General features: G+C 40.7%; 13 protein-coding genes and 1 pseudogene. 2 read left to right on the top strand and 12 right to left on the bottom strand.

Features of this window, described 5'->3' with window-relative positions; all coding sequences use genetic code 11:
* Positions 1-46: 46 nt before the first annotated feature.
* Complete coding sequence (locus tag HUK49_RS01270) at positions 47-736, bottom strand: FadR/GntR family transcriptional regulator (RefSeq protein WP_191912356.1); 690 nt, start codon at positions 734-736, stop codon at positions 47-49.
* A 143-nt stretch (positions 737-879) separates the two neighbouring features.
* Here HUK49_RS01270 and HUK49_RS01275 point away from each other — a divergent pair, with 143 nt between their 5' ends.
* Positions 880-1,773 (top strand): 3-hydroxyacyl-CoA dehydrogenase, encoded by an 894-nt coding sequence (locus HUK49_RS01275; protein WP_191912357.1) that lies wholly within the window; start codon positions 880-882, stop codon positions 1,771-1,773.
* A gap of 99 nt (positions 1,774-1,872) precedes the next feature.
* Here HUK49_RS01275 and HUK49_RS01280 read toward each other — a convergent pair whose 3' ends face one another.
* The 11 genes and pseudogenes from HUK49_RS01280 to HUK49_RS01330 all read right to left on the bottom strand — a co-directional run bounded on the left by HUK49_RS01280 (position 1,873) and on the right by HUK49_RS01330 (position 11,353).
* Positions 1,873-2,133: a GlsB/YeaQ/YmgE family stress response membrane protein gene (locus HUK49_RS01280; RefSeq protein ID WP_148444496.1), complete on the bottom strand. Its 261-nt coding sequence runs from the start codon at positions 2,131-2,133 to the stop codon at positions 1,873-1,875.
* A 15-nt stretch (positions 2,134-2,148) separates the two neighbouring features.
* Positions 2,149-2,334 (bottom strand): CsbD family protein, encoded by a 186-nt coding sequence (locus tag HUK49_RS01285; protein WP_102168328.1) that lies wholly within the window; start codon positions 2,332-2,334, stop codon positions 2,149-2,151.
* Between the two features lie 216 nt (positions 2,335-2,550).
* Complete coding sequence (locus tag HUK49_RS01290) at positions 2,551-3,549, bottom strand: D-2-hydroxyacid dehydrogenase (protein ID WP_191912358.1); 999 nt, start codon at positions 3,547-3,549, stop codon at positions 2,551-2,553.
* A 141-nt stretch (positions 3,550-3,690) separates the two neighbouring features.
* On the bottom strand, positions 3,691-4,923 hold the full coding sequence (locus HUK49_RS01295) for an L-lactate MFS transporter (RefSeq protein ID WP_191912359.1): 1,233 nt from the start codon (positions 4,921-4,923) through the stop codon (positions 3,691-3,693).
* Between the two features lie 203 nt (positions 4,924-5,126).
* Positions 5,127-7,760 (bottom strand): annotated as a pseudogene (locus tag HUK49_RS01300) (YhgE/Pip family protein).
* Between the two features lie 42 nt (positions 7,761-7,802).
* On the bottom strand, positions 7,803-8,363 hold the full coding sequence (locus HUK49_RS01305; RefSeq protein WP_102168332.1) for a TetR/AcrR family transcriptional regulator: 561 nt from the start codon (positions 8,361-8,363) through the stop codon (positions 7,803-7,805).
* Between the two features lie 171 nt (positions 8,364-8,534).
* Positions 8,535-9,377 (bottom strand): DUF6681 family protein, encoded by an 843-nt coding sequence (locus HUK49_RS01310; RefSeq protein WP_191912360.1) that lies wholly within the window; start codon positions 9,375-9,377, stop codon positions 8,535-8,537.
* 18 nt (positions 9,378-9,395) lie between these two features.
* Entirely contained in the window at positions 9,396-9,812 is a 417-nt protein-coding gene (locus HUK49_RS01315; protein WP_102168334.1) for a hypothetical protein, read from the bottom strand.
* Positions 9,813-9,883: 71 nt separating this feature from the next.
* A complete protein-coding gene (locus tag HUK49_RS01320; RefSeq protein ID WP_191912361.1) occupies positions 9,884-10,327 on the bottom strand; it encodes a Fur family transcriptional regulator in 444 nt (147 codons plus the stop codon).
* 41 nt (positions 10,328-10,368) lie between these two features.
* Positions 10,369-10,938, bottom strand: a complete 570-nt coding sequence (locus tag HUK49_RS01325; RefSeq protein WP_191912362.1) for a guanylate kinase — start codon at positions 10,936-10,938, stop codon at positions 10,369-10,371.
* A 1-nt stretch (position 10,939) separates the two neighbouring features.
* Complete coding sequence (locus HUK49_RS01330; protein WP_003716537.1) at positions 10,940-11,353, bottom strand: bis(5'-nucleosyl)-tetraphosphatase; 414 nt, start codon at positions 11,351-11,353, stop codon at positions 10,940-10,942.
* A 133-nt stretch (positions 11,354-11,486) separates the two neighbouring features.
* Here HUK49_RS01330 and HUK49_RS01335 point away from each other — a divergent pair, with 133 nt between their 5' ends.
* Positions 11,487-12,881 (top strand): APC family permease, encoded by a 1,395-nt coding sequence (locus HUK49_RS01335; RefSeq protein ID WP_102168338.1) that lies wholly within the window; start codon positions 11,487-11,489, stop codon positions 12,879-12,881.
* The last annotated feature ends 344 nt before the right edge of the window (positions 12,882-13,225 follow it).

The following is a 13,225-nucleotide window of genomic DNA, read 5'->3' on the forward strand; positions in this document are numbered from 1 at the left end:
AAACTCGGTAGAAGAGGCAAAAATTGAGCTTCTTCTACCGAGTTTTTTATCGTAACAAATCTTTTAGGCTCCATTCAACAAGCTCATTATGCAACTTAAGAGCTTCTTTCGTTTGATGTGCCGAAATCTGATCAACTAATTGATGGTTTAAGCGAGTAATCTTTGCTTTGCCCTGTTGTTGACTATTCCAGTTCCCCAACACCACATATACTTGATGAAAACTACTAATTAACAATGGATATACTATATTACCTGAATCAATCGCCAACTGATGGAAAAACAAATATAAAAATTCCCCTAAGCGTTGATTGGAACTTGTAAAATCATCAACCAAATTATGGAGAAATGCCGCTTGAGATTTAGTGAGTTTATTACTAACGATTCGGATTATTTCCCCTTCAACTAACTTTCGTGCGGCATACATTGCCTTTAATAGATTAGGATCGTAATTTCCATTAGTATAATTTAGCAGCTCATTTAAAGTTCGCAAATCGCCATTTTTAAAATAATCATTCACAACGCTTCCCTTTTGCGGAATTATAGTGACTAGCTTTAAATCTGCCAAATAATTTAGCCCGCTATTTACTACCGAACGACTGATATTCATCTTAGTTGCTAAATCTCGTTCACTCGGAAGAGATTCACCCGGTTTTAACTGACCTGAAAATATCCAGCTCTCAACCTGATTAATAAAAAGTTCTACTTTAGTTTGAGCATAGATTGGCTTAATCTCCATATTTGCGTGCCTCCCCAAATTGGTTCAACCAGTTACCAATTTATATTTTATCACTCCTTTTATCGTTTTAGCCATAGAGCTCATTTAATATTATGAAAGCCCTTGCTAAACTAAAATTGTTCATTAAAGAAAGGGTGATTTTGATGACGATACAAAACGTAGTAGTTGCCGGTGGAGGGGTTTTAGGAAGCCAGATTGCCTACCAAACTGCTCTCAAAAATTTTCATGTTACCTTATATGATATTAGTGATGAATCTATTACACGATCTAAAAAACGTGTTGATTCATTATTTCCAGATTATCAAGCCGATACTGGATTAACTGAAGAAAAATTTGCTGCTGGCTTAAAGAATCTTAACTTTTCTACAAACCTTGCAAATGCTGTTCAAAATGCTGACTTAGTGATTGAGGCAATTCCGGAAAAGCTTGAAATTAAACAAGCTTTTTACCAACAATTGTCAAAAGTTGCTCCTGATAAAACAATCTTTGCTAGTAATTCCTCAACGCTAACTCCTAGCATGATGGTCAAAGATGTCGACCGTCCTGCAAAATTTGTTAACCTCCATTTTGCTAACCGTATCTGGCTATTCAATACTGCGGAAATAATGGGAACTCCTCAAACAGCTCCTGACACAATTGAAACACTTACTAAATTTGCTCGAGCAATTGGCATGGTTCCAATTATTCTCAAGAAGGAACAACCGGGTTATGTCCTAAACTCACTACTTGTCCCATTTGAGATCGCAGCTCTTAAGCTTTGGGCTACCGGTATTGCAGATGCTAGCACCATTGATAAGGATTGGATCATTTCAACTGGGGCTAAGATGGGGCCAATGGCAACGATGGATATTATTGGATTACGAACCCCTTATTACGTTGGTCTCGAATACTTGAAGACTCATGATGATCCAGTTTCTAAATTAACAATGCAAAAAATGAAAGAAATGATTGATGCTGGTCACTCCGGGAAAGATGACGGCCAAGGATTTTATCACTATCCTAACCCTGAGTATCTCGATCCTAACTTTTTAAAATAGCCTTTTATCACTCTAAATAACCACGATAACATACAAATATTCTCCAAAATGAAAAGTAATCATTCTGGAGAATATTTATTTTCTTATATGAAGAGTACACTATGCCGCCCGACGATTAATCATCGCCATAATCCAGGAAACGATTAATACCAGAATTACTGCACCGATAATCGAAGGGACGATTGCCATTCCGGCAACTTGTGGTCCCCAAGCACCGAGGACTGCTTCACCTAGTGATGAACCTACTAGTCCGGCAATGATATTACTGATGACTCCCATTGAACCACCACGACGAGTAATCGCTCCGGCAATTAATCCAATGACACCACCAACGATTAATACCCAAATCCAATGTAACATTTACATCCCCTCCTTTTATTCACCTAATTCTTCTTTTTTCTTAGCTGCTTTCTTCTTCAACTCATCTGCTTTTGCTTGCGCCTTACCGTGAGTTTCTTGTGCTTTACCTTCTGCCTCACGAACCTTATCCTTAGTTATTTTTCCTTCAACCTGTTTCAGCTTACCGACAACCTTGTTCTTGATACTCTTTTTGCTAGTCATAGTCTGCTCCTTTCTCTATTCGAGTGACTGTGTGCTAGTAACTTTCTTTGATGATTTGATCATAACAATAAGCGATTCCATTAGCGATACTTTACTAGTCTGCTTATGAAAGTATTAATATTAATTATCTTTTCCTTAAATTAACAAAAGACGTGAAGATACTAATCTACCAGCATCTTCACGTCTTTTAACGTCTGCCCGCTTTTTAATTATGAATTAAAAACGAACTTCATTCTTAACATTTTTTCCTTCAACAATCGCTGCAATATCATTCAAACTAACTTGAACCATGTTACGAACAGCAGTAGTCGTCATGAAGGCTACGTGTGGCGTCACTACCACGTTTGGCATTTCCACTAACTCCTTGAAGTCAGCCGGAACGTCCGCTGGCGAAACTTTTTTACTAAAGTAGATTGTTTCATCACCAAGGGTATCAAGTCCCGCTCCAGCAATTTTGTGATCCTTTAATGCCGCAATCAGGTCATTCGTATTAACAACTTTCCCCCGTGCCATATTAATCAAGATTGCATTATTCTTCATTTGCTTAAACTGTGGAGCAGCAAACATGTTTTCTGTACTAGAAGTCAACGGAACGTGGAGGGTAATAATGTCAGCTTCCTTTAACGCAGTTTCTAGATCAACAAAGGCATCAACATACGGTGCATAAACAACACTTGTTTCCCGCGTAACCGCAATTACCCGTGCCCCCAGCGCTTTATAGATCTGCGCGGTTGCTCCGCCAATGTGACCGAGACCGATAACTGCAACGGTTTGGTTATAGATTTCATTGCTAACAAGATCCTTACTCCAGCGGAAGTCAGCGTCGTTTACCATCCGTTCCTTAAATTCGCCAATCTGGCGCAAAAGGTACATTGCGTGAGTCAGTCCCATTTCCGCAATTGCCCGTGGAGAGTAGATAGAAACATTCGTGATCTTCAAGCCATTTTTCTTTGCTAACTCAAGATCGAACATGTCAAATCCTGCTGTCCGGGTTGATAGTTGTTTAATCCCAAATTGCTTTAACTTAGTATAGATCGCTGGATCGTCAATCTTACTGGTTTGGAGAACCGAAATTCCATCAAAGCCATCTACTAAATCAATTGTTGAAGCGGTTAGTTGTTCCTTAACTAATTTAACCTCATTGCCGGTTTTAGCAGCCCACTCCTTAGCGTAAGGTACTTCTTTATCGTCTACGCCAAACATAATTAGCTTCATTTGTAATCCCATCCTTTATATATCTGTAAGTATTTGTGTGCAAAAAATCGCTTACAATTCTTATTATACTAAATTGATGAGTAAACTAAAAAGCTGGAGACAAATTAGTCTTCAGCTCTTATTTAGAAAGTTATTTTTAAGTTAAGCAGCCTTAGTTTCCCGACGAGTAACAAAATCACGCTGAATCCAAACGGAGACAATCATTGCTAAGGCATCAATAATAACAAAGACAATCAAAGTTACATAATAATTGTGGAGTACTTGGTGAGTGTAGGAAAGAAGGATTGGTCCAACCATCCCCGCGGCAGCCCAGGCAGTTAAGATGTAGCCATGAATTGCACCTAATTCCTTTGTCCCAAAGACATCGCCGAGGTAGGCTGGAATTACTGAGAATCCAGCACCGTAGCAAGACATTAACAAGCAGAGTGCTAACGCAAAGATAAATGGTGTCTTAAAGAAAAGAAGAACGAAGAGCATTAAAATATCTAACACAAAGATCAAACTATACGTAAGTGGCCGACCGATAAAGTCAGATAATGTTGCCCAGGCAAGACGACCAAAGCCGTTGAATAAACCAATGATCCCGACCATTACCGCAGCGGCACTGGCAGTCATTGTCGTCATGTTCTGAGCCATTGGTGATGCAGCTGAAACAAGTCCAATTCCAGTTGTAATATTGATAAAGAACATGAACCATAAGAATGCGAAAGTCCGGGTCTTTAATGCTTGGTTAGCGGTTAATTCTTGGTTGGTTAAACTTACCCGTTGAGCATTTTCAGCGATTGCTTGCGGTAATTCATGAGGACGCGGCTTTTTAATAAATTGAGCAGCCACAATCATTACAACAAAGTAAAATGCTCCTAAAACATAAAAGGTATTCGCAATCCCAACAAGTGCCATCAGGTGTTGAGCAACTGGGCCAGTAAGCATTGCCGCAAAACCGAATCCCATAATCGCTAACCCGGTAGCTAACCCCCGCTTGTCAGGGAACCAGCGAACAATCGTTGATACTGGTGTAACATAGCCAGAACCTAACCCTAATCCGCCAATCACACCATAGGCCAAGTAAAGCAACCATAAGTGATGTGATTGGATTGCTAGTCCGGTTAGTGCAATTCCGCTTCCGTAACAAATACTTGAGATTGTTCCAGTAACGGTTGGACCAAACTTTTCAACTAGCCGTCCCATAAATGCAGCTGACATTCCTAAAAAGAAGATTGCCAAACTAAACGCAAATGATACTGATGTTTCCTTCCAACCAGTATAGGCAGAAATTGGCTTGGTAAATACACTCCAAGCATATACCCCACCAATCATTAAGTGGAGCATTACCCCCGCAATTGCGACTCCATACCGGTTTCTCGTCTTTGCCATTCTTGATACTTCCTTTGTTATTATTTCCGAACATTATTTTTAAATAATATATATTAGTTCGGCGTTTAAAAAAATAACACAGGCTTTTTAATTAAACAATAAGTAAAACACGAACTTTAATGTTGTAAGCGATTAAATAATAAATTATTAAAAGAGCCGGAAAAGTTAATGCTTTTCCAGCTCTTATTAATCATAATTAAATTCTATTTATTATCTTGACCGTTTGATGTAAAGCCATCGCCCTTACCCATTGGACCGTGTTCGTTAGCTTTTAAGCTTTCGACAGTTGGCGCACGGAAATCGTGTGATGCAATTCCCTTCATCGTTAACAAGAGTAACAAGTTGAAGACAACCGCGATTCCGAGAAGGACCAGGTTACAGAACAATGTGTAGTGAGTACCAAGACCACCACTAATTGAATCACGAAGGCCAAGAATTGAGTAGGTCATTGGTAGGTACCAGTGAATAACATTGTAGAACTTCATGGTAACTTCCATTGGGAATGTCCCACCGGAACCACCAAGTTGTAACATCAGAAGAACCATGGCAACAAACCGTCCAGGGTTATCAAAGGTCATCGATAAGAACATTACGACGGCCATTGAAGCGAGCCCGAAGAGAATTGTTGTTGCAAAGAATGACGGAACATGATCGACTGTTAAGCCACACATCATCATGATTCCACATTCAACAACGGCCATGGCAATTGCGGCTACCGCACCAACGACAACCTTACTGAACCACCAAGCAGTTGCAGAAGCATCTGGATCTGCAACCCGACGAATTGGGTAAACAAAGTTGAAGACCAGCATACCAACATAGAGGGCAACTGACAGAACATAAGGTGCCAGTGCGTGGCCATAGTTTGGTACGTAACTGTAGTTAGAGTGCTTTTCAACTGAAGGTTCAGCAATCATCTTAGCAGTCCGTGGTGAAGTCTTAATACCATTAATTGTCTTCGCACCCTTGCCAAGAGCAGTTGAGAGCTTAGTAGCACCAACATTCAGTTTGATAATTCCTTGGACAAGTGCAGGTGAATTATCAACTAATTGCTGAGTACCAGCAGCCAATTGGTTAACCCCAGCAGTCAATGCAGGAACCTGCCCATTCAGTTGACCAAGAGCACCAGCAAGTTGACCAGCACCAGCATTCAATTGACCAGAGTTAGCCGTTAATTGACCAACACCAGCACCTGCTTGCGCAACTCCAGCGGTGTATTGACCAATCCCAGAAGTTAACGTTCCGGCACCAGCGGCAGCAGTATCTACTCCGTTAGTGTATTGGTTGACACCGGCATTCAACGTGTTGGCACCAGAGGAGATTTGGCCAGTAGCTTCTTTTAACTTATTAACGGCATCTGGCATTGACGATAAAGTACCCTTATAACCATTTAAAGTATTAAGTAATGTATTAGCTTGCTTGATTGTGCCATCAGCATTATCAAGGATTGTTGACATTTGAGAAAGCTGACCAAGTTGCGATTGCATATCACTTAAAGAACTCCCCAAGCTATTTAAACTAGTTAATGTCTCACCCACACTGGCAATAGTTTTAGCACTATCCCCAGCAGTTTTCGCATTTGCTCCAGCTTGCGCAGCTGATGCACCTAATTGGCTCTTAATATTATTATCACTGGTTGAGCCTGCAAGTTCTTGTAATTTACCAGCGATCTCAGCATCACTTTTGGCAACACTACCCGCACCACTTGCAGCACTGGTTAATTGTCCCTTAACCTGACTGACACCAGCTAAAGCACCTGAAGCCTGTTGAAGCTTACCCGCACTTTCTTGGACACCAGCTAAAGCAGCCTTAGCAGTCGTTAAACCAGTTTGTAACTGAGTTAATCCCTTTTGAAGGTCCTGTGCCTGATTCATTGCGCCCATAATACCGTTAAAGTCAATATTTCCCAACTGACTATTAACAGTACTATTTAGCTGACTTGCACCAGTAGCTAATTGACCAGATCCACTTCGTAACTGACCAGAGTTGCCACTCAACTGACTCAAACCACTTTGCAGTTGACTTGCACCAGAGTTCAGCGCACCAGAATTAGCGTTCAGTTAACCTAATCCAGCAGCAAGCTGACCAACGCCACCAGTGTATTGGCGAATACCGTTAGCAAGTGTTTGACTACCAGATGCCAATTGTTGGGCACCGGCAGCTAATGGGGCGACGCTTACCCGCAATGTTTGAACACCGTTGTTTACTTGGAAAACCCCAGCAACATACTGGTTCATTCCGCTTTGAAGGGTAACCATTCCAGTGCTTAGTTGCTTTGCCCCGTTAGCAGCAGTGCTCATTCCTTTACCAACGGTGTGCAAGGCCTTAAACATTGCCGTAGCATATGCCCGGGTAACTTGCGCCCGAATTTTTTCGTTCAGCTTGGTCATCCCGAGTTGACTAATTACTTCACCAATGTAGTTAAGGGAACCATTAGTCTCATACTTCAACTGCATTTGTTTAGGATGCTTATCCAATACAGTTGTGGCATTTTTCGAGAAGTCCTTTGGAATTGTCACTACTGTGTAATATTTCCGGTGGGTTAAACCATAATGCGCCTTTTCTGGTGAAACGATTTCCCACTTTAATTGCTTATTCTTCTTTAATTCTTTGACCATCCGGTGTCCAATATCCATCGTTTGTCCACGATATTCAACTGGAACATCCTTATTGACAACCGCTACTGGTAAGTTTTCTGTACTCCCGTATGGATCCCAAACAGACTTCAGGAAAAAGATACTGTAAAGGAATGGGATGATACAAATAACAGTAGTGGAAATTAATAATAGTCGATTGTGCAGGATATTCTTAAATTCTGCTTTAATCGCATTCCACATTTCTATTCTCCTCTTATCCCCTAAATATTTTTATTAATAATTTCACTGTTTTTGTTCCAATTGACGACCAATTGATAACGACTGCATCGTTCGTTTGGCAAACTCAATCACATGTTCAATTGAAACATCATAATTTTTCTCCTGCCACCAATAAAACGTGCCGATCAGTGCGCCACTCAAAACATAAGCCAGCATCTCCGGATCATCGGTTTGCTGTAATAATTGAATAACGGAATCATTGCTCTTTTCACGCCGTCGTTCCAACATGATCTGGCTTAAGATATGCATCATTTCAGCATATAGCGAACTATGAGCACTTTCAGATGCTAAGTGCCGAAAAACGTTCTTATGATCATTGACGTAATAAATTAATTGCTTAATTAAATCATCCTCGGAATCACTACTATCAACCAGCCGGTTTATTTGTGTTCCCAGAGTTTGTTCAAGGAGGTCATATTTATCACGGAAATAACGGTAAAAACTACTCCGGTGTAATAACGCTTCTTGACAAATCTGGTCAACGGTTAGGTGCTCAAAGGAATACTCTTCAAGCAACGTCAACAATGCATTTTGAAAATCACGCACGGTTCTCGTGACTCGCACAACTTTCCCCTCCTTTTCGCCAATTTTGCAATGAATATTGTAAACCGTGTCAAAAATAGACAACAGAGTTAATTTGGCACATCTGAGCTAAAATGAGACAAAAATAAACTATTGTCTTATTAGATTAGGACAATAGTTTTACTATACAATATTTTGTTTAATTGTAGTTCTTTAATTTGAAGTTCGTTGACGATATGCAACCTGAGCCTTCAGACCATAATCAGCAGTTGTCATGATTGTGGTGCCGCTTCGACCAGGAATCTTATTTGGTCCATCAACCACGACCAAATTAGCTAAATAAATTCGGTATTTCTGGTGGGCCTCCCGAACATCGGTCAACCCAATCTTAGAAATATGGCCAACTGGTCGCCGCTCCATTTGATTCATCCCCATGTAAATTTCAAGGCGATGACGAATCGGATCATGAACTAATTCAAAAAATGGCGGAATTGATTCCACATTCAATGCTTGAACTGGTTTATGGGTCTCTTGGTACTGGCGAATAATCTCCCGTTCACTCATCCCGTTAAAATCATTAACAAAAATCTTTTCCGTTAAAAGCCGATCAACCACTTTTTGGAGATTTTCTTGTTCTGAATGATCAATCTCAACAGTTGCGGGGATCGTATCCGCCCCATCAAAAAGACCATTTGACTGGTTAGCAAGTCCTGTTGAGTACCGGCCAGCAGCTCTCCGTCTCATCTGCGATTGACTATTGTCCGCAAACTTCTGCCCCGTAATTTTGGCAATTCGTGGTGACAAAAAGTCAAATTGCGACGTCTTGCCTAAAAAGTAGAAAACAAAGTTAACGTAAATAAAGTACGTGATTGCAATCATCGCTAAACAGTACAAGAACCCACGCAACCAGGCTTGATTAACAAATAAGCGGAAGGTTACGTATACCAAGTAAATATCACCTAGAGTCGCTAGAACAATATAAATCCGGTTCTTCAATTTAACGTCCAGGTTAAAGTAACTTAACGATGAATTAATCATATCGAGAAAACTAAACATTAGTTAGGTTCACCCCGCTTATTGATTATCAGTTGTGGCCTGAGTATTAGTATTTTGACCACTATTTGATTGACCTGTCTGGCTTTCGTTGCCAGTTGAAGTATTACCACCGTTATTTTGCTTATTCTGGGTAGTAGTCGAGGATGAGCGTTCAGTATCGTTCCCAGTATTATTTTGATTTTCCTGAGTAGTTGAATTGTTATTACTACGAGTACTGGAAGATTGCTGTTCGCTTTCATCCTGTTGTGAAGATGAACGGCTAACTGAGCTACTGTCATCAGAGTCCATTCGCCGACTAACTGACGAGGTAGAACTCACTCGTGCACCTTCAGATGTATGCGTTGCGTGGTTAACCACAACGTTAGTAGCCCCCAGTGCTAATACAATTGAAAACAACGCAAAGGGAGTTACGAAAGGTGGGATTTTATTTGCCATAAATAAATGCTCCTTTTCTACAACCTATCATACTCGCTTTTTTCCTCCATAAATATTAAGGAAAGTTGAAATTATTTTGTCTTTTCCTTTCTTGCCCGACAATTAGCGCAAATACCATGCAACTCAAACGTATGGCCATTAATTTTAGCCCCCGGCAACTGCTTGGCAAAAAAGGCATAATCAATTGGTGGCATTTGAATCTCTTGCACCCTGCCACAAACATCACAAATAAAATGATGGTGATGATTGGAATCACAGCAAACCTTAACCTGCATCCGTTCACCAGCTTGCCTAGTTTCAACAATCCCCAAGCTTTCAAAATCCTTGAGGTTCCGATATACGGTACCATGACTAAGTCCCGGATTATCCTTCCGCAAGCGTTGATCGACATCCGTAAAATCAATGTAATGATCCGGATGTTCGGCTAGAATCTCAATCATTTGCTGACGCTGCTTAGTCCACCGTGAACCATTATCCTTTAATACCTTACGAGCTTGCTCTACAAGGTCACTCATCTAATGCCACCTCCCCAATGAGAAAAATATTCTACCATAAATTAGTCATTTTCTGAACTGATTTGTCTTACTATTCGGTCAATTTGAGTAGTTGTTTGCGACCAGGAATCATTAACAACCACATTTGCAATTCCTTTAAGCTCATCCGGTAAATGAAGGTCACGGTGATACTCAGGGCTCTTCAGCCTTGAATGGACTGCCCGTAATTCATCTCCCCGTTTAACCATCCGGTGAGCTAGCGAGGCAATATGACTCACCGTCAGAAAGATAATTATCGCGCGATCACCAAGCTTCTGGTAATAAGTGAACGCTCCCTTGGTATCCAGCACAATCACATCATCGTGTCCTGTTTGCCATCCTGTAATCAAACTTTCTAATGAAGAGCCGTAAAGATGGTGATCATATTCGACGGATTCCAGCAAATGAAGTCTATTCATTGACGCCGGCGTCTCAAAATGGTAATCGACCCCATCCAGTTCATTAGGGCGTGATGCCCGCGTTGTATGGGTAATGATCCGCTCCATTTTGTAACGATCATGAAGATACTTAGCAACCGTTGTTTTCCCCGAACCAGCTGCACCGACAATTACAAATACCTTTCCAGAATTCATATTACTTTGTTAAGTGGTCGTTAACCTGATCGAGCAATTGCTTAAGGTTGTCATAAGTTAACCGTTCTCGAGCATCAGCATAGTTAAACCAACCACAGTTTTTGATTTCTTCTGCTTGTAAATGAATATCTTCGCTCTGCGTTAAGTCAGCAGTATACAGCGTCATCTGCTTCCGGTTACCATTTGGCAAGTCATATTCAGTATATACGTGAAAACTAGTGTCGATTGGCAATACTAACTGTGTTTCTTCTTTGATTTCTCGTTTAGCAGTTTCTTCTAAGGTTTCGTTCCCTTCAACGTGACCTTTAGGGAATCCCCAAAAATGGCCCTTATTCTGACTTTCTAACAGTAAGTATTCAATTTCACCATTATTCTTTCGGTAAACAACAGCACCACTAGTAATTTCAATTGCCATAGTTATTGACTCCCTTTAAAATAATCTAATGTTTCTAATTGACTTTTAATATTAATCAAATGTATTATATTTAGTATCCGCGACAGGAATTGCTCCCTGCCGCTAAATTTATTATAGCAAAGGTGGGTTAAAGATGGGCTTAAACATTTTCCGAAAAGAAAGTCTCGATCGTTATCTCGGAGCTGATAAACTCTTCGTTAAAACGATGAACGCTCGCGATCTGATGGCTATCGGAATCGGAACCGTTATTGGTACCGGGATCTTCATTCTTCCTGGTACTATTGCTGCTAAGCAAGCTGGACCGGGGGTTTCTCTCTCCTTCTTACTTTCCGCAATCGTTTGTGCATTTGCCGCAATGTGTTATGCCGAATTCGCTTCAGCATTACCCGTTGCCGGTAGTGCTTATTCTTATGGTAACGTGGTGTTCGGCGAATTCTTTGGTTGGCTCCTTGGATGGGCGTTGATCCTGGAATACATGCTTGCCGTAGCATCAGTCTCAACGGGGTGGGCAGCCTACTTTAATTCATTTATCGAAAGTTTTGGGCTAAAGATCCCTCACGCCTTATCAGGGCCGTTTGATCCCGCACACGGTACATATATCAATATCGTTGCGGTCGTCATTGTCCTCTTAATCACCGTAATGTTATCTCGTGGTTTACAATCTTCCGTCCGGGTTAACAACATTGCGGTAGTGATTAAAGTTGCTATTATTTTAATTTTTATTATTGCTGGACTGTTCTTCATCAAGCCGAAGAATTACCATCCATTCTTGCCTTACCACATGAGCGGGGTTATTCATGGGGCAACGATCGGTTTCTTTGCTTACTTAGGTTTTGACTGTGTTTCTAGTTCAGCCGCTGAAGTAAAGAATCCAAAGCGCAACATGCCTCTTGGAATCATCGGTACTTTAGGAATCGTTACCTTGCTCTACATGGGGGTTGCAGTTGTCCTTACAGGAATGGTGAAGTATACCCGGCTAGACGTTGCTAACCCTGTATCATACGCGCTTCAGCTAGTTCACCAAGACTGGTTGGCAGAACTGCTTTCAATTGGGGCACTAGTTGGAATGTTTACCATGATGGTCGCCATGATTTACTCAAGTTCACGGTTAATTTACGCGATTGGCCGTGACGGATTATTGCCAGCATTCTTAGGAAAGTTGGACAAGAAGAGTCACTCTCCACAAGTTGCTCTCTGGATTGTTGCCGTGATTATCGCTACTATGGGTGGCTTAGTTTCACTTGATCAATTAACTAGTTTAGTTAACATTGGGACCTTATTTGCCTTTACATTGGTTTCATTTGGAATTATCCCTCTTCGTCACCGAAAGGATATTGGTAACCGTGGTGGGTTCAAGGTTCCTCTCTACCCAGTTATTCCGATTCTCTCTGGACTGCTTTGTCTAGCAATGATGACCCAATTGCAACTTGAGACCTACATTGGTGCTGGAATTTGGTTCACACTGGGGATTATTATCTACTTCACTTATGGCTACTGGCACAGTAAGCTAAATGACAAACAAAATTAAATTTTAAATTCCGCGGATTGGCTTCATTTCAAAAGCTAATCCGCTTTCTTATTCCCCGATAAACGTTTGACAAGCCATTTTTACTTTTGTTAGTGTTTTTAACAATACGTTTTAAACTTTATTGTTAATTTCAAGGAGGAATCAATTAATAGACACTCTCAAATGACTGTCTAATATTTATGGAATATACAAAAAAGAATTATAAAAAAGCACCCCTAAAAGCTGAAGTGCCCTACAATTGTTAGACAAGAAATCTAATGATTGTGGGGCACCTTTTCTATGGTCAAATATAAATCAGAATTGAAGGCACAGATTGTCCATGAATATCTGTCAACTTCACAAAG

The organism is Limosilactobacillus portuensis, from assembly GCF_014838735.1.
Lineage (GTDB): Bacteria > Bacillota > Bacilli > Lactobacillales > Lactobacillaceae > Limosilactobacillus > Limosilactobacillus portuensis.